Consider the following 24,491-nt stretch of genomic DNA (forward strand, 5'->3'; position numbering starts at 1 on the left):
GCCTTACGTGCGCTGGCTTACACTGAGGCGATGGTGGTCTGTTCGCCAGTTATTCCCGCCCTGTGGCTCAATCAGGCCCTTGGGACCCCGGCGCATTCAGTAATGATCCGGCACACCACTGTCACCTCAGAGGCGCATGACGCCCGGTAGGTGGCTACCCGGACGGACGCCGCAGACGTTCACGCTGCCCGCAGGGATCGGTCTGGCCCTGATGGTGTCCCTGCTGCTCCCTCAGCTGGGCAATGGCCGGCTGTGGGACGCGCTGAACCGTACCCTGCCCACTTCCACGAGGCCACAGGTGGTCGTGGTAGGCATAGACGACGCGTCTGTGGCGGATTACGGACCCGTCAGCAGCTGGCCCAGGGGGCTGTACACCCAGGCTGTGGATACCCTGGAAGCTGGGGGGGCCAGGGCTGTAGGGATTGACCTGCCTTTCGCTGACCAGTCGAGCGCCAGTGCTCTACTCGGCGCGGCACAGGGGCGAAAAAACGTGGTGCTGGCCACGGTGCCTGGCCAATCACCCGCGCCTGCTGGACAGGTCAGCACCGGCGCGGACACCCTGGTTCTCAGCCGGGACAACATTGTTCGCAGTTACCAAACAGCCTTCTCAGGGGGCAACACACTGCAGCCTGCATTTTCATGGCAGCTGGCGCGGGCTGCGGGTGCCCAGGTGCCACTGGACACCACCCGGCGCCTGATCCGCCTGACACGTCCGGACCCGGGACGCCTGCCGGCCATTCCCTTCCGGAATGTCGTGAATGGTGAGGTGCCACGCAGTGAACTGCAAGGTCGGGTGGTCCTGATCGGCCTGACCGGCCCGGGTCGCCGCGAGGTGCGCGGGCCCTACCACGTTCCGATTCCCAGCGTCCACATGCAGGCGCGGCTGGTCACCAGCCAGCTCGCTGCTCCCTTCGTGACCTTCCCACGGTGGCTGCGGGCATTGCTGGGTGTGCTGACGCTGGTTGCCGCGGTGCGGTTGCGCGGACTGTGGGGCTATGGGCTGGCGTTCGCGCTGCTGGCTTTGAGCGTGCCGCTGTGGCTGCTGGGTGTGCTGCTCCCGGCCGTGACGCTGTCGCTGTGTGCAGTGCTGGGCGCGGCGCTGGTGGCTGCCGAACGCATCTGGAACCTGCGGCAGCTGAACACTCACGATCCGTTGACTGGCTGCGGCAACCGCCTGGCCTTCACCCGTGCCGCCGAGCAGCGCTGGCCCGCGCGGTCCCAGCGTCCCCTGGGACTGGTGCTGGTGGAGATCAATGGGTTCCGGCAGGTCACCGACCTGTACGGGCGGGAAGCCGGGCACGAGTTGCTGCGTGAAGTGGCCAGCCGTCTGGGTCGGGCCAGGCGCCGCCACGGCCTGCTGTTCCGCTGGGGTTCCGACGAATTCGCGGTGCTGCTGGACAACATGACTGCACCGGAACTCCAGCGCCAGCGCGAGCGGCTCGGGGCAGCACTGAGCGGGCTTACCTACCGGGAGGTCCCCGTGCAGGCCAACGTAGGCTCGGCCCTGAGCACACCTGAGATGGATTCGGCGGCGCAGCTGGTGGAAGCGGCGAGTCGCGACCACTTCCGGGCCCGGCTGACAGGTAGTCAGCGAAGCTGAACCGGAACACCGGATTAGGGATGTCTTCTGAGCAAAGAAGGCAGGGGCCCGGCATAGTCATGCCGGGCCCCTGCTGCTGATAAAGACTGCCCTGCCTATTGACCTGCAAGCCTCTGCCAGATCGCCGGATTGGCCACCCAGCCATACCACAGGTTGGGCAGAATACCCAGCAGAACCACACCAGCAACCCCCAGCCCCACCGTGAAGTTGGTGGGAGGCCGCTGACCGTGGGCATACTCGCGCGCCGGGGTGCGGTCGGGCATGAACAGCAGCATGGCCGGGCGCAGGTAGTACACCAGGGCTGCCACGCTGGTCAGCGCAGCCAGCACGCTCAGCCACATGTAGCCGTTCTGGAAGGCGGCCTGAAACGCCAGATATTTCCCGAAGAAGCCGGCAAAGGGAGGCAGACCCGCCAGTGAGGCCAGACAGACCGCCAGCGCCACGGCGTACGCGGGGTGCCGGTAGTAGAGCCCGCGCAGGTCGCTGATCTCCATGCCGGTTTCACTGCGCTGGAGCGCGGCCACGATGGCCAGCGCGGCGGCGGTGGTCAGGGTGTAGATCAGCAGGTAGTAGCCCAGCGCGGCCCCGCCCAGCTGCGGCGTGCCCAGCAGCGCCATGGCCAGGAAGCCGGTGTGCGCCACGGCAGAGTACGCCAGCAGCCGCTTGAAGTTGGTCTGCAGCAGCGCGGCCATGTTTCCGACGATCAGGGTCGCGGCCGTCAGGATCTGCAGGGTGCTGGCCCAACCCGGTGCGTCGGCCAGCGCGCCGCCGAAGACACGCAGCATGCCTGCGAAGGCCGCGACCTTCACCACGGTGCTCAGGAACAGACTGATGCTGGTGGGCGCGCCACTGTAGACGTCCGGCGTCCACTGGTGAAAGGGAGCCAGCGCCACCTTGAAGGCGAATCCGGCCAGCAGCAGCAGTCCGCCGCCCACCAGGATGCCCACATTCGCTGGCGTGAGGTTACTGACCGTGCCGACCCGCAGGGCGATCTCGGCGTAGTTGAAGCTGCCGGTCGCGCCGTACACCAGCGCCATGCCGTAGATCAGGATGGCGCTGCCCACCGAGCCCAGCAAGAAGTACTTCAGGCCGGATTCCTCGGAGCGGCGAGAGTCCTGCAGGGTGGCCAGGACGTATCCGCTGAGGCTCATGATTTCCAGCCCGATCAGCATGACGATCAGGTCGCCGGAAAAGGCGATCAGCAGGCAGCCGGTCACCGCATACATCAGCATGGCATCGAGTTCGGGAAACGATACCCGGGCACGCCAGGCCGTGTCCAGTGATACCAGCAGGGTCATGAAAGTGCCGACCAGAATGACCAGCCCCAGCAGCAGTGCGGCGTTGTCGGCCTGCAGCCCGCCGTTGAACGAGCGTGCGCCACTGTTCCACAGGGTGCCCATGCTGATACCCGAAAGCACCACCAGCACGAGGTTGATAATGGTCAGGTTCCGCCGGGGCATGTGAAATCCCAGGATGGTGCTTGCCAGGGCGCCCGCCAGGACAATCAGGATCGGCAGGATCGGCGCGAGGGCGACTTCGGGGGTGGGGAGCATTTATTGGCCTCCCAGGGCACTCAGCACGGCCTTGACCGCCGGCTGCATGAGGTTGAGGGCCGGAGCGCTGTAGATGCCGAAGAAGATCGCCACTGCCAGCGGCAATCCCAGCACCAGCCATTCGACATGCTGCAGGTCGGCGACCCGCACGCCTCCCAGCGGCCGGGCCTGCCAGAAGGTGGTTTGAAAGGCAGTCAGCGCGTAAGCGGCGGCTGCGATGGTGGTAATCCCGGCGATGAAGGTCAGCCACGGCGAGATCTGGTAGGCACCCAGCAGGATGCTGAACTCACCGATAAAGCCAGCCATCCCCGGCACCGCGATGCTGGCAAACCACAGCGCCATGGTGAGCCCGCCCAGGGCGCCCGCCTGGGTCATCACGCCGCCCACCCGGGTATCCAGGCTGCCGATACGTTCCTGCAGCATGCCCACCGACAGGAACAGCGCCCCGGTATACAGGTTCTGGAAGGCCAGCAGATACATCGCGCCGATCACGGCCGTTTCGTTCAGGGAAAAGACGCCCAGCGCCACGAAGCCCATGTGCGAGAGCCCCGCATAGGCCAGCAAACGCTTCCAGTCAGTCTGGTGAAAGGCGATCCAGGCGGCATACAGGGCCGTGAAGGCCGCCAGTCCCATCAGGATCGGGCGCAGTTCCAGACTGGCATCGGGAAACAGCGTGATGCCGAACTGGAAGATGCCGTACCCCCCCACCTTGTACAGGGTGCCCATCACATCCGGAATGCCGCTGTCGTGGTTCTGCTCGTGGAAATCCGGTAACCAGGCATGCAGCGGCCACAGCGGCAGCTTGACCGCCATGGCCAGCAGGAAGCCGATATACAGCCAGGTCTGCATGGCCCCCTGGACCGGGTTGGCCCGCAGATCGGACAGGGCGAAGGTGGGGCTGCCACCCAGGTACTTGATGCCGATAAAGCTGACCAGCATCAGCAGGCTGCCGAACAACGTGTAGGCCGCGAACTTGACCAGAGCCTTCATGCGACGGTCCTTGCCGTAGATGGCCAGCATCAGCAGCGCCGGAATCAGGGCGTCCTCGAAGAAGACGTAGAACAGAATCAGGTCACGCGCCGCAAAAATACCGAGCAGGCCCGTTTCCATCCCCAGAATCAGCGCCAGCATCGTGCCGGGGTTGGGAATGCGCCGCGCCGTGTACAGACAGGCGATGAAGGACATGAAGGCCGTGACCAGCGCCAGGGCGAGGCTCACGCCGTCGAGCTGCACGCTGTAGGTCACCCCCAGCGCACCGATCCAGGGAATGCTGAACAGCTCGGTGCCGCCGGCGCGCCAGATAAGCAGGCCCAGGCCCAGCGTGAGGGCCGCGATGAAGCCCGCGACCTCCTCGCGCCAGCGCCGGGGCGTGGCCATCAGCAGCAGCGAGCCCAGCACCGGGAGGAAAATCATTAAGTGGATCATGAAAGCTCCGATGACAAGGCGTGGCACAGGCCTTGGAATCCGACTGAAAGGAGAGGGAGAGAGTCAGCTTCCGGTCGTGAAGCACTCCATCCGGTGCCGTGCCGGGTGGAGGACGGAACAGACGGAAGCTGTCTCACGCGCCGCCCCCCATGCCGATGGTCTTGATGGCCCAGTACCCGATGATCAGCGCGGTGCCCAGCAGCATGCTGACCGCGTAGGAGCGCACAAAGCCGCTCTGCCACCAGGTAAACAGGCCGCCCGGCGAACTGGCGGTACTGGCTACGCCACCAATGGTGCCGTCCACACCGCGGTCCACGGCGTCCAGGCTGGCGGCCAGGGCACGGCTGGGCGTGCCCACCACACCGTTGTACAGGTCATCCAGGTACAGGGCGCGGGTGCTGGCTTCTCCCAGCGGACCGTCGAACAGGCTGCGGCGCTTGTGCTCCACGTAGGCCCAGGCCAGTCCGCCCAGTCCGGCGGCCACCGCCAGAACCGTCAGCAGAATCTCGGTGGAGACCGCGATCTCGTGCCCATGGACCGGCACAGCGCGGCCCAGGTACGTGTCGAAGGCGTGCGAGCCACCCAGGAAGGTGGGAATGTTGAGCAGGCCGCCCAGCGTGGCCAGGGCCGCCAGGATGCCCAGCGGCACTTTCATCAGGGTGTCGGCCTCATGCGGGTGCGAGGTGTGACCACGGTACTCGCCGCGCCACACCAGAAAGTACCAGCGGCCCATGTAAAAGGCGGTCAGCAGTGCCACGCCCAGCCCGATCACGTACAACAGAGGGTTGGCCTCGTACGCGGAGGCGAGGATGGCGTCCTTGGAGAAGAACCCGCTCCAGATCGGAATGCCGGCAATGGCCAGCACCCCCATCAGCGCCACGATGTGGGTAAAGGGCATGAAACGCCGCATGCCGCCCATGGCCCGCACATCCTGCTCCTCGTGCAGGGCATGAATTACCGCGCCGGCCGAGAGGAACAGCAGCGCCTTGAAAAACGCGTGCGTCAGCAGGTGAAAGACACCCGCCGAGTAGGCATGCAGACCCACTGCCATGAACATGTACCCCAGCTGTGAGACGGTGGAGTACGCCAGGATCTTCTTGATGTCGTGCTGGTTCAGGGCCGACAGCGCGCCGTACAGCGCGGTCAGCCCACCCACCCACGCGACCCACAGGCTGGCACTGGGCGCCAAGTCATACAGAAAGTGGCTGCGGGCGACCAGATACACGCCGGCCGTCACCATGGTGGCCGCGTGAATAAGGGCCGAGACCGGCGTGGGGCCGGCCATGGCGTCGGGCAGCCAGGTCGTCAGCGGCAGCTGGCCGCTCTTGCCCACGGCGCCCACCAGCAGGAACAGACAGGCCAGTTCGATGCCGGCGCGAGCGACGTTCGCGCCCTCGACCCGCTCGGTCAGCTCCGGAATGGACAGGGTGCCGTACAGCTTGTACAGCAGGAACATGCCCAGCATGAAGCCCAGGTCCCCGATGCGGTTCATGATGAAGGCTTTGCGCGCGGCGTTGCTGTTGGAGATGCCTTCGCGGTGGCCGGCCTCACGCAGGTCCTGATCACTGGCCTCGCTGTTGCGCCCGGAGAACCAGAAGCCGATCAGCAGGTACGAGGCCATGCCCACGCCTTCCCAGCCCACAAACATCAGCGGGTAGGAGTCGGCCAGCACCAGAATCAGCATCATGGCCACGAAGAAGTTCAGGAACGCGAAAAAGCGCGTGAACTGCCGGTCATGGCCCATGTACGAGATGGAGTACAGGTGAATCAGGAAGCCCACGCCGGTGATGATCAGGGCCATCAGGGCCGAGAGCTGGTCGAACCAAAAACCCACTGCCAGGTTGGCGTTGAGGGCCATGTTGGGCAGCCAGGTCCAGAGCACTTCGTGGGTGGGCGTGTCGGTCTGGCCCAGGAAGCGCATGACGGCGACCAGGAACGAGGCCAGCACGGCGCCCGACGCCACCCAGCCGCCCGTCTTGCCGGGAAAGGCGCGGGGAAAGAGCATCAGCGCGGCAAAGCCGATCAGCGGAAACAGCGGAAGCAGATACAGGGGCATCAGGGGAGCCACTCAGCCTTTCAGACCCGCGAGGTCGTCCACGTTGGTGGTCTCGCGCTTGCGGAAGATGGCGACGATGATGGCCAGGCCGATAGCGACCTCGGCGGCAGCCAGCGTCATAACGATAAACACGGCCGTCTGCCCGGTCAGGTCGCCCCACGCGCGGGAGAAGGCCACCAGGCTGAGGTTTGCGGCATTCAGCATCAGTTCCACGCTGAGAAACACCATGATCGCCGTGCGTCTTGTGAGGACTCCGATCATGCCCAGGGCGAATAGCAGCCCGGAAAGCGCCAGGTAATAGGTGGTCGGGACCATCAGGCACGCACCTCCTGGGTCTGTGACTGGGCCTGCGAATGGGGCTGCGGGGTCAGCGGCAGGGTCTCGGCGTCACTGTCGGGCAGGCCGTCCGTCTGGGATTCAGGCCGCTGCACCAGGGCCACAGCCCCCACAATGGCCACCAGCAGCAGAATACTAACGGCCTCGAACGGCAGCAGGAAGCGGGTCAGCAGGGTCTCCCCCACCGGCCCGGCGCCGCCGCCGCGCAGCGCTCCGGCGCCTTCGACGAGCGGCCGGGGGTCACGGTAGGTAAAGGCCAGCACCACGAAGGCTCCGGCCAGCAGCACCCCGCCGATGCCGGCAAGCTCCCGCACGAAAGGCACCGGGTCGCGGCCGGTGACCGGCGCGTTGGCGTTGAGCATCATGATCACGAACAGAAACAGCACCATGATCGCCCCGGCGTACACGATGACCTGGATGGCCGCCAGAAAGGACGCGTTCATGGTGGCGAACAGCCCGGCGACGCACAGCAGCGTACCGACCAGGCCCAGGGCGGCATGCACCGCGTTGCGCGCAGCGATGGTCAGCACGCCGCCCACCAGGGCCAGCGCGCCCAGCAGAATAAAAGCCAGCATCATTGCGGGTACGTCACCCCCTCCAGTTCGTCGCGGGCGCCGCCGTCGACCCGGAAGCCCACCCGGACGGGTTTGCCGGCGTTGGCGGCGTCACGCCGCTGCGCGCGGCTGCCCTCCACACCCACCAGCATGTCTTCCTTGCCGTAGATGATGTCGTTGTAGCGGTAGTCGGCCATCTCGAACTCGTTGCCCAGCACGACAGCGCCGGTGGGGCAGGCTTCCTCGCACATGCCGCAGAAGATGCAGCGCAGCATGTTGATCTCGTAGACCTTGGCGTAGCGCTCGCCGGGGCTCACCGGGTCACGCGGGTCGTTCTCGCCGGCCTCCACGTAGATCGCGTAGGCCGGGCAGGCCGCCGCGCACAGCGAACAGCCTATGCATTTCTCGAGCCCGGTCCCGGGGTGCCGGGTCAGGACGTGCCGCCCACGAAAGCGGGGCTTGAGTGTGGCTCGTTCCTCCGGATAGCTGACGGTGACGGGCTTCTGGAACAGCTTGCCGAGGGTCAGGCCCATGCCCTTGGCGATTTCAAGCACACCCATGGGGGCCTCCTTGTGCGGGACGGGAAGAAAGGTGCATCAGTCGCCTCCGGCAGAGCGGGAGGGAACGCGGGGAAGCTCGCTTTCACGCCGGGGCGGGGTCCACAGCTGACGAACGGTGTCGCTCAGGGCCAGCAGGGCTATCAACCCCAGCAGGCTGAGCAGCGCCAGTGGCCACCAGCCCCAGGCGCTGAAAAATGCGACGTAACCGGCCACCAGCACGGTATTGAACAGGGCCAGCGGCAGCAGCAGCTTCCAGCCGAAACGCATCAGCTGGTCGTAGCGCAGCCGCGGCAGGGTGGCGCGCACCCAGATGAACACGAACAGGAAAAAGCCGATCTTTACGACCAGCCACACAATCGGCAGGTCGGCAATGCCGGGAATGATGCCGTTCAGGAACCCGGGGCCACGCCAGCCACCGAAGAACAGCGTGGCCATGAGGGCCGAGGCAGTGATCATGTTGACGTACTCGGCCATCTGGAACAGCGCCCACTTGATCGCGGAGTATTCGGTCAGGTAACCGGCCACCAGTTCCTGCTCGGCCTCCACCAGGTCGAAGGGGGTGCGGTTGGTCTCGGCAAAGGAGCTGATCATAAAGAGCGCGAAGCCCAGCGACTGGAACAGGATCATCCAGCCGTTGGCGCCCTGCCACAGGACGATGTCGGTAAAGCGGGTGCTGCCCACCAGCATCAGCAGGCCCAGGATGCTCAGGCCCATGCCCAGCTCGTAGCTGATCATCTGGGCGCTGCTTCGCAGGCCGCCCAGCATGGGGTACTTGCTGCCCGAGGCCCAGCCACCCAGAAAAATGCCGTACACTCCCATGCTGGTCAGCGCCAGCAGGGCCAGCACTCCGGCGTCCAGGTTGTAGACCCAGGGGTTTTCCCCGAACAGGCTGCCGGCCGGCCCGGCGGGAATGCCACCGAACGCGGTCAGCGCCATGCCGATGGCGATAATCGGCGCCAGGGTGTAGACCAGCTTGTCGGCCATCGTGACCTGCAGGTCTTCCTTGAAAATGCTCTTGATGGCGTCGGCTGCCGGCTGCAGCAGGCCCATCGGGCCCACCCGGTTGGGGCCGACCCGGATCTGAAAGCGGCCCAGCAGCTTGCGCTCCACCAGGGTCATGTATGCGAAGGTGGTGAGCAGCGCCAGGATGACCGCCACCGCCTTGACCACGGTAATCAGCAGGGTCAGAAGCCAGTCGGGCATCAGTCGTCACCTCCGGGCGTTGGGACGGACCCCGGGGCCGACCTGGGAGCCGAAGAGCTCGTGCCGTGCATGGGCAGCTCCCAGCGGTTGTCCACCAGGGAAGAAATGTGCTCCGCCCAGTCCGAAGCGGTTTCACGGTGGGTCAGAGGCATGTCCCACAGCCTGGGCGTATGGGTCAGGCCCGAAGCCGGGGCGGCCGGACGCGGCAGGGACGTCACAACCGTGCCGCCCTGTGGCAGGCTGTCCACCGGTTGACCGAGCCGCTGCGCGACCAGTGCCTGAGCGCTGCGCTGACCACGGACGGTGGTCCGGACACGCAGGGCTTCAGCCAGCGCGCTCAGGGCGCGGATCAGGTCGGCGGCCTCACCGCTGCTCACGGCGGCCTGTTGCAGCGGTAGCAGACGACCTTCGAGGTTGACGGTGGTGCCGCGCTTCTCGTAGTTGGTCACGGCTGGCAGCACAACGTCGGCCTGACGGGCAGTCGCGGTCAGGTGGGTATCGTGCACCACCGTGAAGCCGCGTGCCCGGGCCGGCAGCCCCTGAGCCGCCGGGTCCAGTCGGCTGATGAACGCGGCAGGCGCCTGGGCCAGCTGCGCATAACTGCGGCCTCCGTCGCGGGGCACCAGCCCCAGCGCGCCCAGACCCAGACTGTTGGGTCCGGCGGGCAGGGCCAGCACGCGGGTCCCGAGGCTGCCCGCGAAGGCCTGCACAGCCGCCAGGAGTGGAGCGTCCATGCCGGCCAGAGCCTCGGCACCCAGAATCAGGATGCCCTTGGCTCCGGCTCCGGCCAGCAGGTTGGTCGCGGCGATCAGCAGGGGGTCGCTCGGAGAAGCCAGGCCGATCAGGCCACGCAGGGCTTCCGGACCGGGAGTGGGCGAGTTGATGCGCGCCTGCCGGGCCAGATCGGTGTCCTGGGCACCAATGACCGCCAGCTTTTCAGGCTTGCGGCCGGGGCGCTCGACCAGACGCAGGTCGGCAATGGCGGTGCCGTGGGCGAACTCGGGGGGAATCAGCCCGCCGCGCAGCATTTCGAGCACGCGCAGCTGCACGACCGGCGCTTCCTTCATCAGGTCCGCGCCCACGATCACGACCGCGTCGGCGGTCGCGATGTCCGTCAGGGTGGGGGCCCCGCCCACGCCGGGCTGGCGGGGCCAGTGGTCCACACTGCGCGTGTTCAGGGTACCGGCCAGGGCCTCCAGGGCCACGCCTTCTTCCAGGGTGCTGTCGGCGCTGAGGTACAGGCCCAGTTCCGCCGGGTTCACGGCCGCGAGTCCGCGGTTCATCCGCTCGATGGCCTCGTCCCAGGTCGCGTCCCTGAGCTGCCCGTCCTCCCCCCGCACCAGCGGGGTGTACAGACGGCCGTCCGAGGCCGAGACGTGCCCGAAACGGCCGGCGTCGCAGATCCACATCTCGTTCACGTCGCGGTTCTCGCCGGCCACGATGCGCTCGATGCGGCCGTTGCGCGCGTCCACCGTGATCGAGCAGCCTACCGGGCACAGCGTGCAGGTGGTCGGCGTGTGGTCGTATTCCCAGTTGCGCCCGCGGAACCGCGCCACGTTGTCCAGCAGCGCGCCTACCGGGCAGATATCGGTGATGTTGCCCTGGAAGCCCACCGGCAGCCCGCCTTCCTCGGTGTCGATGAAGGTGTGGCCACCGCGCTCGATAAAGTCCAGCACCTCCTGGCCCGGGACTTCCTCGAAGTAGCGCACGCAGCGTTTGCAGTGAATACAGCGTTCCTGATCCAGCACCACGAAATCCGACAGCGGGTAGTGCTTCTCGGCGTGGCGGCGGTCAAAGCCGTAGCGGCTGGCCCCGTAGCCGTACTCGAAGGCGCGGTCCTGCAGTTCGCAGGCGCCGCCCTTGTCGCAGGTGGGGCAGTCGAGCGGGTGGTTGAGCAGCGTGAATTCCATCATGCCGGCCTGCGCCTTGGCCACCACCTCGGAGGTCCGGGCGGTGCGCACGTGCATGCCCTCGGTGGCCTGCATGGTGCACGAGGCCATGGGCTTGGGCAGCCAGAAGATCTTGGTCTGGCCGGTGGCCTCGTCCAGGGCCCAGTTGCCGTCGGGGTTCTTGCGTGGTGTCCCGGCTTCCACCAGACACATGCGGCAGGCACCGACCGGCGAGAGGTAGCTGTGCGCACAGAAGTACGGCACATCCCGCCCGGCGTGGAACACCGCGTCGATGGCGCTGGTTCCGGCCGGGAGGTCGAGTTCGATTCCGTCTACGGTCACTTTCATTCGGCTTTCCACCTGCTTCTTGACGGATATACCGGCTGACCCGTGGTGGCCAGCTGGTCGTACTCGTCACGGAAAAGACTGATTGAGCTCAGCACCGGGCCCAGGCAGGCGTCGGCCAGCGCGCAGAAACTGCGCCCGCCGATGTTCTCGCTCATGTCCAGGATCAACTGCACGTCGCCCGGCTGGCCATGGCCGCGCACGAGCTTCTCGTACATCTTGACCATCCACCCCGAGATGCCCTCGCGGCAGGGTGTGCATTTGCCGCAGGACTCATGGGCGTAGAACCGCACCAGATTCCAGGTGACGTTCACGATGCAGTCGGCGCGCGGGATCAGGGTCACGCCCCCGGTGCCCAGCATGCTGCCTGCTGCCGCGATGGCCTCGTAATCCATGGGCGTGTCCAGCGTCTGTTCGCTCCAAAGCATCATTGGGCAGCTCGACCCGCCGGGGATGATGGCTTTGATGTCTTCCAGCGGTCCGCCGGACCAGTCGTAGATCAGTTCACGGAAGGTGGTCCCCAGCGGCAGCTCGTACACGCCAGGACGGGCCACTGGCCCTGAGATCTGGAACAGCTTCATGCCCTTGCTGCGTTCGGTGCCCATGCCCGCATGCCACTCGGCTCCGAACTTCAGGATCTGGGTGGCGGCGCAGAAGGTTTCCACGTTGTTGATGGTGGTAGGCAGGCCATACAGACCGGCGGCGGCTGGAAATGGCGGCTTGAGACGCGGATTGGCCCGCAGGCCTTCGAGGGAGTTCATCAGCGCGGTTTCCTCGCCGCAGATATAGGCCCCGGCACCGCGATGCACGTGCAGGTCGAAATCGAAGCCGCTGCCCAGCACGTTGCGGCCCAGCAGCCCGGCCGCGCGGGCCTCGTGGATGGCCTGCCAGACGCGCTCGGCGGCATGCACGTACTCGCCACGGATGTAGATGAAGCCGACCGTGGCGCGCATCGCGTACCCGGCGATGAGCATGCCCTCGATCAGCTGGTGAGGATCCTCGGACAGCAGGTAACGGTCCTTGAAGGAGCCGGGCTCGGACTCGTCGGCGTTGCAGATGACGTAGTGCTGCCGGCCGTCGTTCAGTGGCATGAACGACCACTTCAGGCCGGTGGCGAAACCCGCGCCGCCGCGTCCGCGCAGGCCCGACTTCTTGACCTCGTCAATGACCGCGTCCGGTCCCATTTCAAAGGCCCGGCGCACCGCCTCGTAGCCGCCATTGTCGCGGTAGTAGTCCAGGGTCCAGCTGCCTGCCTGACCCACGTGGGCGTACAGGGTGGGCGCAAAGCGGGGGTCCTTGGCACTGGTGATGGGTTTGGGGGCGGGCTCGGCCGCAGTCATGCGCGTCCTCCCGGCAGTTTGGCGAGGCCGGTGATGCTGGCCCCCACGGCGTCGCCGCTGGCCAGCACCTGACAGCCCTCGGCGTTCACGGTGACCGGCACGGGGTTGTCGGGCGTCGGGGTCTCGCCGCGCCGCATGCTGGCCAGCAGACGGTCACACTTGGCGCGCGCGACATTCTCGTAGTAGCCCAGATCGTTGACCTGCATCATCGGCGCGGTGCCGCACGAGCCCAGGCACTCGACCTTCTGCACGCTGAACGCGCCGTCAGGCGTGACCTCGCCGGGCTGCACGTCCAGCTCCGAGACCAGGTGGTCCCACAGCTCGTCGCTGCCAGCCAGGGCGCACATCAGCGTGGAGCACACCTGCAGGTGATGCCGGCCGGTAGGCACGGTGTGGTAGGTGGAATAGAAGCTCAGCACCGAGCGCACTTCCGTGGCGGTGGTGCCGCACAGCGCGCCGATCTCGGCCATGCGCGCCTCGCTGATGAAGCCCTCGGCGTTCTGCACTTCGCGCAGCAGCGGCATCAATGCCGAGCGGCGGCCCTGGGGCGAATCCGGGTAGCGGCGCATGATCTCCGCGACCAGGCTCTGTTTATCTGCGAAATAACTCAAGTGACGCTCCCTTACCGGTCCACGTCCCCCAGGACAGGGTCGATGGTGGCGAGAATGGTGATCAGATCGGCAAACTGCGCGCCGACACAGGCGTATTCCAGGGCCTGCAGGTTGACGAAGCTGGGCGCACGGATCTTGACCCGGTACGGCACGCTGCCGCCGTCCGAGACGATGTAATACCCGACCTCGCCACGCGCACCTTCCACCGGCACGTAGACCTCGCCGGTCGGCGGATGAAAGCCCTCGGTGACCAGCTTGAAGTGGTGGATGACCGCTTCCATGCTGGTTTCCAGCTCCTGGCGCGGCGGCAGGCTGATCTTACGGTTGGGGTCCTTGATCAAGCCCGGCTTCAGGCGCGCGAGAGCCTGGCGGATGATTTTGATGCTCTCGCGGAACTCCAGCAGCCGCATGGTGAAGCGGGCCAGCGAGTCACCGTCCGTGCTGCTGATCACGTCGAAGTCGTAGGCCTCATAGCCGCAGTAGGGATGGGCCTTGCGGACATCCAGCGGCACCCCGCTGGCGCGAAGGTTCGGGCCGGTCAGGCCAAGATCCAGCGCCACATCGGCGGGAATGACGCCCACGCCGCGGGCACGGTCCACGAAGATGGGGTTGTTGGCAAACAGGTTGGTGTACTCGTCGACCCCGCGCTCCATCTGATCGAGAAATTGTGCGACATGCCCGGGCCAGTCCTCGGGCACGTCACGCGACAGACCGCCGACCCGGAAGTACCCCTGGTTCATGCGGTAGCCGGTGGCCTCCTCGAAGAGGTCCACGCACGACTCCTTCTCGCGGAAGGCGTAGAAGAAGGGGGTCAGGGCGCCGAGGTCGAGCAGGCCCGTGCCCACGAAGACCAGATGGCTGTGGATGCGGCCCAGTTCGTGCAGAATCACGCGGATCACGCTGGCACGGTCGGGCACCTGCGCCTGCATCAGTTTTTCCACGCTGAGCACGTAGGCAAGCTCATGCCCGAAACAGTGCAGGTAATCCGTGCGCGGCGCGTAGGTCACGCCCTGCTGGTAGGTGCGGTGCTCGAAGGTCTTCTCGAAGCCGGTGTGCAGGTAGCCCATGTGGGGCACGACCTTCCGGACGTACTCGCCGTCCATGTCCACCACCAGACGCAGCACGCCGTGGGTCGAGGGGTGCTGCGGCCCGACGTTGAGCGACATGACCTCGGTATGCATCAGCGTACCGCCCGAACTGCCCGTGGTACCGGGGCCAGACTCCTGGGGACGTGTGGGCACGCTCGTCATTTCGGGCCTCCTGCCGGCATCACCGGCGGCTCTCGGTCGCCGCTCTGACCACGGCGGTACTCGCCCCGGTAGCCGGTCAGGCCGCCCTGTTGCCCGTTGAGGCCCGCACGAAACGTCGCCGGGTCCAGAAAGCGCCCCTCGCGGAACAGCGTGGGCGTCTCTCCGAGCGGAAAGTCCTTGCGCAGCGGGTTGCCTTCGAGGTCGTCAGGCGTCAGCACCTTGCGCAGGTCCGGATGTCCGGTGAACTCCACGCCCACCAGGTCGTAGACCTCGCGCTCCAGGTAGTTGGCCGAGCGCCATACCGGGTACAGACTGTCCAGCGGCTGCCCGTCGTCCAGCCACACGCGCAGGAACACGCGGCGGTGGTCGTGCGGGTGGTAGACGTTGTGCAGCACACAGAAGCGGGCAGGACGGGCCTCGGGGTATTTCAGGTAGTCGACGCCCACGGTGTCCATCAGCATGAAGCCGCGGTCCTTTAAGGCCTGGGCCACCCGCCGCAGGTCAGCTGCGGGGACAACGGCGGTGGGCTCGGCCGCGTGTTCCTCGGTCAGGCCCAGTTCGCCCAGCAACGCCGTGACGTCCCTGGTGGAGTCGGTCACGCCTGAACCCGTCACGGTGGTCGCCACAACCGGGGTCAGCGGGTCCATGCGTCCACCATCGGCAGCTGGTGACCCAGCTGGTCAAATGCCTCGCCACGGACCTTCTTCTGCAGCTGCATCACGGCGTAGATCAGCGCTTCGGGACGCGGCGGGCAGCCCGGGACGTAGATATCCACCGGCACCACGCTGTCGACGTTCTGCACGATAGCGTAGTTGTTGAACATCCCCCCGCTGCTGGCGCACGCGCCCATGGCGATGACCCACTTGGGGTCGGGCATCTGGTCATAGACCCGGCGCATCACCGGGGCCATCTTCTTGCTCAGGCGCCCGGCCACGATCATCACGTCAGCCTGCCGGGGGGAGGCGCGGAACACCTCACTGCCGAAGCGGCTCATGTCGTTGCGGGCGTTGGTGCTGCTCATCATCTCGATGGCGCAGCACGCCAGCCCGAAGGTCGCAGGCCACAGCGAGTTGCTGCGGCCCCAGGCCACCAGCTTTTCCAGGTTGGAAAACAGGATGCCTTCTGATTCGAGTTCCTGCCAGTCGCGGTCAAACAGTTCCTTCAGTGCCATAAGGGTACTCTCCCGGCCCGACCGTCGCGGGGCAGGCCGATGTGGGTAAGAGGCGGCGGGCACGCAGCCCGTGTGAAATGTGGTGACGGCTCTGCCTTCACGGTGCCCGGCTCAGCGGCAGCGCTTCGGAGGTGGCCCCTCAGCTTTCTTGCCGTAGGCAACATAGGAGTAGTTGCTCTCAGGTCCATTCCAGGACCCGCTTTTTCAGCACGTAGTAGTACCCGACCAGCAGCAGCAGCACAAAGGTGATCGCTTCGAAGAACGCGAAGGGAATCAGCTTCTGGTAGGCCACCGCCAGCGGAAAGAAGAACGCGGTCTCGATGTCGAAAATGATGAACAGCATGGCCACCAGGTAGAAGTGCACCGGGAAGCGCTGACCGGTGCCCACGCCGCCGCCTTCCGGGTCGTTGCCGCTCTCGTAGGCCATCAGTTTGGTTCGGCTGGACTTCTTGGGGCCCAGGATGGCACTGACCAGAACAGCGAGAATGCCGATGCTCAAAGCAACCAGCAGCATAATCACGAAGTTGGCGTATTCGATAAGGTCTCCCCTTTTGCCTCTTGCTCCTTCCTCTTTTCACTTGCACGTGAAAAACCGCACGAGCGATCAGAAAAAAAGAGAGGAGGCCTACAATCTCAAGCTTCAAAAACGGTTGTCGAACACTCCTGTTCTATCACGGCTGCGTGCTGCACGGCTGCATTCCGGCCAAGTCGGATGGACAAGAGTCCGCGCCTCTGGAAGGTGTGTTCCAGAGGCGCGTACAGAACAGGGCTGACTATGGATTCGGGTACATCCATTACCGCCCCGTCGCTGCTGCACTTTCAGTCGCAACCGTCATCCGGCTTCCTTCTCAAGTTGGAAGACGCAGCCGTTGCGTAACTGTTTCTCTGGAATCAGAATCACACCAGCAGGTCGGCGGAATCATCTTCATCCGTGTCGCGCGAGAGAGGCAGGGTGAACCTGAAAGTGGCGCCGAGACCACGCTCAGACTCCACGCCGATGGTCCCGCCATGTTCCTCGACCGCCATCTTGCAGAACGCCAGTCCCATGCCGGTGTCGAAGCGGCCATGCAGCGTCAGACGGCTTTGCTCAAAGGCCGCGAACAGGTTGGGAATGTCTTCCTCGGGGATGCCCTCGCCGTTGTCCTGCACGACGACGTGCACAGCGTCCTCCAGCATGGACACAGAGATACCGATCATGCCCCCGTTGGTGGTGTGTTTCAACGCGTTGCTTATCAGATTGGCCATGATGCGCCGCACGATCTCGGGGTCGGCGTCGGCGGGGCTCATGTCCTGCTGGACCTCCACCCGGACGTTGCGCTCGCGCAGGCCGCTGCCGATGTCCCCGCGCGCCTGCTCGATCACCTCGGCAAACATGGGGCTGAACATCAGTTCGCGGCGCAGGTTCATCTTGCCGGCCTGAATCTTGCGGACATCCAGCATGTTGGCCGCCAGATGCAGCAGGTGCTGGGTCTCGTCACGTGCTATCCGTACCAGATCCCGGGCGTCGTCGGGCACGCGATTATCGTCCTGAACAATTTCCAGCAGGCCCATGACGGCCGCGATGGGATTTTTCAGGTCATGTACCAGCATGTGGACCAGCTGGTCGCGGACCCGTTCCTCATGCTCCCAGGTGTCCATGCGCCGCTGCAGCTGACCCACCCGCTCAGACGCGATGCGGGCCTGGCCGACCCGCCTCAGCATGGTCTGCACCTGCAGGCTCAGTGCCTCGACAGGAGAGGCGTCACTGATCAGGGCGTCGGCACCGGCCGCGAGCAGTTCGCCCAGACCATGGGTACCCACAGCCAGCCACCAGGTGTTGCTCAGTTCCTGACGCTGACGCAGCATGGGCAGCACCTGCGAAAGCGGCACGCCGGGGGTATCGCTGTACAGCAGCACGACGTCCGGCACGCGCACATGAGCCTCGCGCAGCAGCGTCTCGGCGTCCTGGATAAACAGCACGTCGGTCTGCGCGAGCGTGGATGCCAGCTGCACGGCGCGCGGGCGCTCCGCCGTGACGACGAAAACAGTAGGAGCAGGGCTTGTCATGTGTTGCGCGGAAGTCTAGCGCCTGCAAGGAGGGACGGAGGCATGCACGTACATGCCTCCGTCCCAGGTGGGTGCGCGTCAGAGCTTCAGCCTTTGACGCTTCCGGCCAGCAGACCGCGCACGAAGTAGCGGCCCAGCAGAATGTAGACCAGCAGGGTGGGCAGCGCGGCCAGGATAGCCCCGGCCATCGGCAGGTTCCACGACACGGCCTGTCCTCCCGCCAGCTGCGACAGTGCGTAGGTCACCGGCTGCGAACTGGTGTTGGTCAGCGTCGCGGCGAACAGGAACTCGTTCCACACCTGCGTGAACTCCCAGATCACGACCACCACGAAGCCGGGAATGCTGATCGGGAAGATGACCTTGCGGTAGATGGCCCAGAAGCCCGCCCCGTCGATGGTGGCGGCCTCAACCAGGGCGTCGGGCACGTCGGCGTAGAAGTTCCGGAAGATCAGCGTGGTGATCGGCAGACCGTACACCACGTGCGCCAGGATCAGACCCCAGATGCTGCCGTACAGCCCCAGCGACTTGATGAACTGGAACAGCGGGATCAGGACCGCCTGATACGGAATGAACATCCCGAACAGCATCAGGGCGAACAGGGTGTTGGCTCCGCGAAATTTCCACTTGGCCAGCGCGTAGCCGTTGATGCTGCCCATCAGGGCGGCCAGCACGGTCGCCACCACCGCCAGGAACAGGCTGTTGCCCATGTTGCCGCCGATCTTGGCCCAGGCCTCCTGGAAGCTGGCCCAGTTCAGCGCGGCCGGCCAGTGCCAGGTGGTGGTCAGGCTGATGGCGTCGGGGCTCTTGAGTGCCGTGGCCAGCAGCAGGTAGACCGGCACCAGGAAGAACAGGGCCGCCAGCAGCAGCAGGACGTATGTCCCCGCCCGGCCCGGCGTGAATTGGGTCGTCGGATTCATCAGTGGCTCTCCTCGGTGCGGAAGGCGCTGGCCAGGTACGGCACGATCACGAAGGCGACCAGCAGCAGCAGGATCGTGCCGATGGCGGCGCCCAGCGCGAACTGGTTCTGACGGAAGCTGGTCAGGTACATGTTCAGGGCCGGAACGCTGGTAAAGGTGTTGTCCGGCCCCGACATGGCGTACACCAGATCGAAGATCTTGAGGCTGATGTGCCCCAGGATGATCATGGCGCTCAGGGTAATGGGCGCCAGCAGGGGGAAAATCACCCGGCGGTACATCTGGGCGTCGGTGGCGCCGTCCACGCGCGCCGCCTCGCGAATCTCCTCGGGAATGCCGCGCAGGCCGGCCAGGTACAGGGCCATGGTGTAGCCGCTCATCTGCCATACGGCCGCGATGATGATGCCGATCAGGGCCAGGTTGAAGCCGTGCAGCTCAGGGGCCGCCAGCAGCTTCAGATTCGGTCCGACAAACAGTGCCCAGGCCAGCAGCATCAGGGCGCACAGCCCGGCGACCAGCGCGCGGGGGCGCTGCGCTACCCTCAGCGCCCGCAGGGCGATGACGCCCAGCACCACGGCGACCACCACGGCCGTCATCAGCGGCAGCCTGTTCCAGTCGAACTTCCAGATGGCCTCGGTGCTGCTCAGCCAGCTGAAGGTGCCTGGCTGCCCTCCCACTACCGTGGGGATCTGATTAACTCCGCCCTGCGGCTGCAGCATCCAGCGCCAGATGGTGCCGGTCACGATAAACGACAGGCTCATTGGAAACAGGAAGATGGTGCGCCACAGTCCCTCCCCTTTCGGGTTGCGGTCCAGGATCATGGCCAGGCCCAGACCCAGACCCAGGCAGCCCAGAATGAAAAACAGGGTAAAGAAGATGGTGCTGACCAGTTCCTGGCGGAAGCGGCCCTGCAGGAAGCCGGAAAACAATTCCTGATAGTTGGCCAGTCCCACCCACTGAATCACCGGGTTTGCGGCCAGGGCCTGCGCCGGGTCATTGCCCCAGTCGGTCAGGCTGACATACACCGTACGGCCGATAAAGCCGTACACAAACACGCCCAGCAGAATGACGCTGGGCAGCAGCACCGCGATGGCCCACAGGCGGTCTCTTGTTAAGCCTCTCAATCTGGCGCCTCCTCTCTTGGCCTTCAAAGAGGAGGGCGCGGGCCGGCAGTGCGGCGCTGACCGCAAGCTGCCTCCCGTGCCCCTCCCCCAGAAATGGAGCCTTACTTGCCGATGCCGGCCCGTGTGGCGAGCTGCTGCGCGGCGTTGGCGGCGCCTCGGGCGTCGCGACCGGCCACGAACTGATCGATGATGGCCCCGAACGCGCTCATGAAGCTTTCCGGAGCCACGGCACCGTGCGCCATGCTGCCCACGATCTTGTTGCTCTTCCAGTCAGCCGCCGCACTCTTGCTGTAGGTGTTGTACTTGCTCAGGTCGCTGTCGATACGCGCGGCAATCGAGCCCTTGAGCGGGTTGAAGGCGTCCTGGCCCTGCTTACTTCCCATCACCTTGAGCCAGTTCATGGCCTCGGTGCGGTTCTTGGCGCCCTTGGGCAGACCGAAGGAGTCGGCCAGCATCACGAAGACCTTGTTCGTCCCGGGGCTGGGAGCCCAGCCGAAGTCCTTGCCAGGGGCCAGCTTCTTGGTGGTGGTGTAGTAGCCAGCTGCCCAGTCTCCCATGATGTTGAACGCACTGGTGCCGGCGGCGATGCGGTCACTGGCCTGCTGCCAGCTGAGGCCCGAGGCGTCCTTGTTGGTGCAGTCCATAACTTTGCCGAAGGTGGTGAAGGCGCCCACCACCTTGGGGTCGGTGAACTTCAGCTTGCCGGTCCAGAGGTTCTCCCAGCCTTGCGCGCCCAGCGTGCCGATCATGACGTTTTCCCAGAGGTGCTGCTGGGTCCAGTTCTCGCCGACCACCAGCGGAGCGGTTACGCCCTTGGCCTTGAGTTTGGCACAGGTGGACAGGAACTCGGGCCAGGTCTTGGGCGCGGTTACGCCCCAGGCCTTGAGTTTGGCGGGGTTGTACCACATTACGTTGCTGCGGTGCACGTTGACGGGCACGCTCCAGATGCCGCCCTTGGCGCTGATCAGTTTGATGAGGTCCTGCGGGAATGCTTTGGTCCAGCCCTCGCTTTTGAACAGCGGGGTCAGGTCTTCCATGCGGTTGGCCACCACCCAGGTGCCGATCAGTTCCTGGCCGGCGTGCGCCTGGAAGCTGTCGGGTGGGGTCCCGCCCAACATGCGGGTCTTCAGGACCGCCTTGGCGTTGGTCCCGGCGCCACCAGAAACGGTCGCGTTATCGACCTTCACGGTGCGGTACTTCTGCTCGTACAGCTTGATCAGCGCCTGCAGGGCGGGGCCTTCGTCACCGGACCACCAGGAGAAGATCTCGACTTTCCCGGCGGCAGAGGCGCTGCCGGCAGTGGCGAGGGCAAGGGCGAGCATCAGGGCTTTTTTCATAGTGTTCCTCCAGGGGAGAGTGCGGTCAGATAGGGACAGGCTCAGTGGTGACGGGGGTCGGGCTGGGGGGTCCGCGGCTCCCGTTGGCATGGACGGCGGCCATGGAGGTGCGTGAGACGGAGTACAGGTGTGGCAGCCCAAGCGGAGTCAGGAGCTGGTCGAGCATCATGGCTCCAGCACCCAGGACCCCGGCCTCTGCGCCCAGGGTGCTCAGGTCTATCCGGGTGCGCTCGGCGTTGATCTGCATGGTGCGGCTCAGGGCGCTGGTGCGCACAGCATTCAGGAGCACCGGGCCAGCCTCGGCCATCCGCCCGCCAATCACCACTGCAGTCGGATTGAACAGGTTCAGGGCGGTGCTGATCGCCACCCCCAGGTGATGGCCAGCGTCTTCCCAGAGTTCGCGGGCCAGCGGATCGGTCTCCGCGTGCCTCACCAGGGCGGGCAGGGTGACCGGGCCACTGAGGCTGGTGGGGGCCCCGGCAGCGCGGCGTGCCTCCGCAGTCGCCACCAGCACCTGTGCCGCCGCGTAACTTTCCAGGCTGCCCGGATTGCCGCTGCGGCCCACCGGCCCCTGCTCGTTGATGCTGATGTGCCCGATTTCCCCAGCGCCACCCCGCACTCCCCGGTGCAGTCGCCCGCCCAGCAGGACACCCGCCCCGATGCCGGTGGCCGCCTTGACGTAGATCAGGTCCGGGACGCCGCGGTGTGGCCCGAAGCGGGCTTCTGCCTGTGCCCCCAGATTGGCGTCGTTGTCCACCAGCACTTCCAGGCCCAGTCGCTCCCGCAGCGCGGCACGTACCGGCTCGCCGTCCCAGCCGGGCATGTTGGGTGGGTGGATCACGCGTCCCGTATCGTAGTCGACTGGTCCCGGTACACCTACGCCGGCCAGGGCTACCCGGCTCGCCGGGATGTTGGCTTCACGCTGCACGGCGTCCGCCAGACGCAGCAGCAGGTGATAGGTTCTGGCCGGTCCGGAGATCACCTCGTGCGGCACCGTGCGCGAGGCCAGGGTGCGGCAGCGCAGGTCCATCAGATCCATGCGCACGTGACTGGCACCGAGGTCAATGGCCAGCAGAGCCGCGGCCCGTGCATTGAGTGACAGCAGCGTCGCCCGGCGACCGGCGCGCCCACTCCCCCGGGTATTGCCTTCCTGTACCAGCCCGACGCCGATCAGTTCGCTGACAATGCTGCTGATCGCGCTGCGTGACATTCCCAGGTCCCGAGCAATGTCCACGCGCGCCCGGTCCCTTTCCCAGAGCAGCTGCAGCAGCAGGGTGGTATGCCGTGCCCGGATGGCAGCCAGGTCGAGCGGAACGGGTGTAGGAACAGACATACGATCTCCGACAGGGACAACGCTACGGACGGCTTCACCATGTGGTGAACAGCAGAATTAGCAGAGCTTTTCTCAATCTTGCGCTCACGATATTTTGTTTGTCAAACGAACGAATTAATCAGATTCGGTTGTAAAAAGAGGCCGGGATTGAATCCCGGCCCTGTTTTGCTGCGCGTTTAACCCGGCTGATCGCTTGCCTCGGTGCCTGTACCCTCCGGACGCAGCAGGGGGAACAGCAGCACGTCACGGATGGAATCGCTGTCGGTCAGAAGCATGGCCAGCCGGTCCATGCCCATGCCCATCCCGGCGGCTGGAGGCATACCGTATTCCAGCGCCAGCAGGAAGTCCTCGTCCTGCTCGTGGGCCTCGTCGTCACCGGCGTCGCGTCTCTGCGTCTGTGCTTCGAAGCGGGCGCGCTGATCCAAGGCGTCGTTCAGCTCACTGTAGATGGGAGCCAGCTCAAAGCCAGCCACGAACAGGTCGGCGCGCTCGGCCAGTCCCTCGCGGCTGCGGTGGGCCTTGACCAGCGGACTGATCGCCAGCGGCACGTCGGTTACAAAAGTCGGATTGACCAGCGATGGCTCCACGTACTCGCCGAACAGCTTGTCCAGCAGCTTGTAGTCGGGGACCTTACGCATCTCCGGGTGTTTCTCGTCGGTCCAGGCGCGCAGGCGGGTCAGATCGGTGGCCTCGAAGTCCAGGCCGGCGGCCTCCTTGAGTGCCGTCACGAAATCCAGACGACGGAACGGCAGGCTGAAATCCACGGTCTGCCCCTGGTAGGTCAGCTGCGGCTCACCCTTGATCTCGGTGACCAGTCCGTGCAGCATGTCCTCGACCAACCGCATCATGTCGTTGTAGTCGCCGTAGGCGAAGTAGGCCTCCAGCATGGTGAATTCAGGATTATGCGTGCGGTCTATGCCCTCGTTGCGGTAGTTGCGCCCGATCTCATAGACCTTCTCAAAGCCGCCCACCAGCAGCCGCTTGAGGTACAGCTCCAGGCTGATGCGCAGGCTGAAGTCATGCGACAGCGCGTTGTGGTGGGTGGTGAAGGGCTTGGCCTCGGTCCCGCCGGCGACCACCTGCAGGGTCGGCCCCTCGACCTCCATGAACTCGCGGGTGTCCAGGAAGCTGCGGATGTACCGGATGGCCCGCGAGCGCGTGCGGAAAGCCTCGCGCCGCTCGGGATTGATCATCAGGTCCAGGTAGCGGCGCCGGGCACGCAGTTCCTCGTCCTGAAGGCCGTGAAACTTGCTGGGCAACGGATGCAGGCTCTTGACCAGCGGCTGCCAGGAGGTCACGCGCAGGGTCAGCTGACCGGTCTTGGTGACGAAGGGAAACCCCCGGACGCCGACGATGTCGCCCAGGTCAATCTTCTTGGTGGCGTCGAAGTTCGCGGTGTCCTGTTTCGAGAAATGCAGCTGCAGCGCGCCGTGCTCGTCCTGCAGGTCGGCAAAGGCAGCCTTGCCCATGTGCCGCATCAGGGTGATGCGGCCCGCCAGGGCGTATTCCTTTTCAGGCCACTCCTGGCCCGGCTCGCGCACGCCCTCAAGGTTGGCCGGGTGGGCGGCGAGCACTTCGCGCGCATGATGGGTGCGGGCATAGCTGTAGGGGTGGGCTTCGAACCCGGCGGCGACCTGTGCGTCCAGGTTGTTCAGGCGGGCGACCGTCTGCTCGTGCAGACCTTCCCGGTGCGCCCCAGCGGTGGCAGAAACTTCCGACATAGCGGCAAGTATAGGGCGCAGGGCCTACACGACCGATGCCAGAGGGAGATGGACGCCGAGAAGTTCTCAGCGTCCATCTCCTCTCTGCGCCAAGTCACCCAGGTTGTGGCTTCCGCCCAGGCA

Annotated in this window: 21 protein-coding genes; 1 reads left to right on the top strand and 20 read right to left on the bottom strand. The window is 65.6% G+C overall.

Translation table 11 applies throughout. From position 1 onward, the window contains the following. Positions 1-136: 136 nt before the first annotated feature. On the top strand, positions 137-1,600 hold the full coding sequence (locus IEY49_RS10100; protein ID WP_189007704.1) for a CHASE2 domain-containing protein: 1,464 nt from the start codon (positions 137-139) through the stop codon (positions 1,598-1,600). Positions 1,601-1,695: 95 nt separating this feature from the next. Here the strand turns inward: IEY49_RS10100 and IEY49_RS10105 are convergent, their stop codons facing one another. The 20 genes from IEY49_RS10105 to lysS form a co-directional block, all read right to left on the bottom strand. Continuing rightward, positions 1,696-3,153 (bottom strand): NADH-quinone oxidoreductase subunit N, encoded by a 1,458-nt coding sequence (locus IEY49_RS10105; protein WP_189007707.1) that lies wholly within the window; start codon positions 3,151-3,153, stop codon positions 1,696-1,698. Continuing rightward, positions 3,154-4,578 carry an NADH-quinone oxidoreductase subunit M gene (locus IEY49_RS10110; RefSeq protein WP_189007710.1) on the bottom strand — a complete coding sequence of 475 codons (1,425 nt, stop codon included), beginning with the start codon at positions 4,576-4,578 and terminating at the stop codon, positions 3,154-3,156. It abuts the gene before it with no gap. A 133-nt stretch (positions 4,579-4,711) separates the two neighbouring features. Then, positions 4,712-6,634, bottom strand: coding sequence for an NADH-quinone oxidoreductase subunit L (nuoL, locus tag IEY49_RS10115; protein WP_189007713.1), 1,923 nt, complete (start codon positions 6,632-6,634; stop codon positions 4,712-4,714). 12 nt (positions 6,635-6,646) lie between these two features. Further along, a complete protein-coding gene (gene nuoK / locus IEY49_RS10120) occupies positions 6,647-6,949 on the bottom strand; it encodes an NADH-quinone oxidoreductase subunit NuoK (protein WP_189007716.1) in 303 nt (100 codons plus the stop codon). Next, the gene (locus tag IEY49_RS10125; RefSeq protein WP_189007719.1) at positions 6,949-7,548 is read right to left on the bottom strand and encodes an NADH-quinone oxidoreductase subunit J family protein; all 600 of its coding nucleotides are present in this window, start codon (positions 7,546-7,548) and stop codon (positions 6,949-6,951) included. Before IEY49_RS10125 ends, nuoK begins: the two co-directional genes overlap by 1 nt. Beyond that, the gene (nuoI, locus tag IEY49_RS10130) at positions 7,545-8,084 is read right to left on the bottom strand and encodes an NADH-quinone oxidoreductase subunit NuoI (protein ID WP_189007722.1); all 540 of its coding nucleotides are present in this window, start codon (positions 8,082-8,084) and stop codon (positions 7,545-7,547) included. The genes IEY49_RS10125 and nuoI overlap by 4 nt, the downstream gene beginning before the upstream one ends. Before the next feature lie 36 nt (positions 8,085-8,120). Then, positions 8,121-9,287, bottom strand: a complete 1,167-nt coding sequence (gene nuoH, locus IEY49_RS10135; protein WP_189007725.1) for an NADH-quinone oxidoreductase subunit NuoH — start codon at positions 9,285-9,287, stop codon at positions 8,121-8,123. Continuing rightward, positions 9,287-11,524, bottom strand: a complete 2,238-nt coding sequence (nuoG, locus tag IEY49_RS10140) for an NADH-quinone oxidoreductase subunit NuoG (RefSeq protein ID WP_189007728.1) — start codon at positions 11,522-11,524, stop codon at positions 9,287-9,289. The genes nuoH and nuoG overlap by 1 nt, the downstream gene beginning before the upstream one ends. After that, on the bottom strand, positions 11,521-12,861 hold the full coding sequence (gene nuoF / locus IEY49_RS10145) for an NADH-quinone oxidoreductase subunit NuoF (RefSeq protein ID WP_189007731.1): 1,341 nt from the start codon (positions 12,859-12,861) through the stop codon (positions 11,521-11,523). The genes nuoG and nuoF overlap by 4 nt, the downstream gene beginning before the upstream one ends. Next, positions 12,858-13,472: an NADH-quinone oxidoreductase subunit NuoE gene (nuoE, locus tag IEY49_RS10150; RefSeq protein WP_189007734.1), complete on the bottom strand. Its 615-nt coding sequence runs from the start codon at positions 13,470-13,472 to the stop codon at positions 12,858-12,860. The genes nuoF and nuoE overlap by 4 nt, the downstream gene beginning before the upstream one ends. Before the next feature lie 11 nt (positions 13,473-13,483). Then, complete coding sequence (nuoD, locus tag IEY49_RS10155; protein WP_373291889.1) at positions 13,484-14,722, bottom strand: NADH dehydrogenase (quinone) subunit D; 1,239 nt, start codon at positions 14,720-14,722, stop codon at positions 13,484-13,486. Then, positions 14,719-15,369, bottom strand: a complete 651-nt coding sequence (locus tag IEY49_RS10160) for an NADH-quinone oxidoreductase subunit C (RefSeq protein ID WP_189007737.1) — start codon at positions 15,367-15,369, stop codon at positions 14,719-14,721. Before IEY49_RS10160 ends, nuoD begins: the two co-directional genes overlap by 4 nt. After that, complete coding sequence (locus IEY49_RS10165) at positions 15,357-15,893, bottom strand: NuoB/complex I 20 kDa subunit family protein (protein ID WP_189007739.1); 537 nt, start codon at positions 15,891-15,893, stop codon at positions 15,357-15,359. The genes IEY49_RS10160 and IEY49_RS10165 overlap by 13 nt, the downstream gene beginning before the upstream one ends. Positions 15,894-16,071: 178 nt before the next feature. After that, positions 16,072-16,407: an NADH-quinone oxidoreductase subunit A gene (locus IEY49_RS10170; protein WP_189007959.1), complete on the bottom strand. Its 336-nt coding sequence runs from the start codon at positions 16,405-16,407 to the stop codon at positions 16,072-16,074. A 383-nt stretch (positions 16,408-16,790) separates the two neighbouring features. Beyond that, a complete protein-coding gene (locus IEY49_RS10175) occupies positions 16,791-17,939 on the bottom strand; it encodes a sensor histidine kinase (protein ID WP_189007742.1) in 1,149 nt (382 codons plus the stop codon). A gap of 86 nt (positions 17,940-18,025) precedes the next feature. Then, entirely contained in the window at positions 18,026-18,856 is an 831-nt protein-coding gene (locus IEY49_RS10180) for a carbohydrate ABC transporter permease (RefSeq protein ID WP_189007745.1), read from the bottom strand. Then, a complete protein-coding gene (locus IEY49_RS10185; RefSeq protein ID WP_189007748.1) occupies positions 18,856-19,977 on the bottom strand; it encodes a carbohydrate ABC transporter permease in 1,122 nt (373 codons plus the stop codon). Before IEY49_RS10185 ends, IEY49_RS10180 begins: the two co-directional genes overlap by 1 nt. 101 nt (positions 19,978-20,078) lie before the next feature. Further along, a complete protein-coding gene (locus IEY49_RS10190; RefSeq protein WP_189007764.1) occupies positions 20,079-21,314 on the bottom strand; it encodes an ABC transporter substrate-binding protein in 1,236 nt (411 codons plus the stop codon). Between the two features lie 25 nt (positions 21,315-21,339). After that, entirely contained in the window at positions 21,340-22,647 is a 1,308-nt protein-coding gene (locus IEY49_RS10195) for an ROK family transcriptional regulator (RefSeq protein ID WP_189007767.1), read from the bottom strand. A 176-nt stretch (positions 22,648-22,823) separates the two neighbouring features. Continuing rightward, on the bottom strand, positions 22,824-24,368 hold the full coding sequence (gene lysS, locus IEY49_RS10200) for a lysine--tRNA ligase (protein WP_189007770.1): 1,545 nt from the start codon (positions 24,366-24,368) through the stop codon (positions 22,824-22,826). Positions 24,369-24,491: the final 123 nt, after the last annotated feature.

The sequence above is a fragment of the Deinococcus malanensis genome, assembly GCF_014647655.1.
In the GTDB taxonomy this organism is placed as follows: Bacteria; Deinococcota; Deinococci; order Deinococcales; family Deinococcaceae; genus Deinococcus; species Deinococcus malanensis.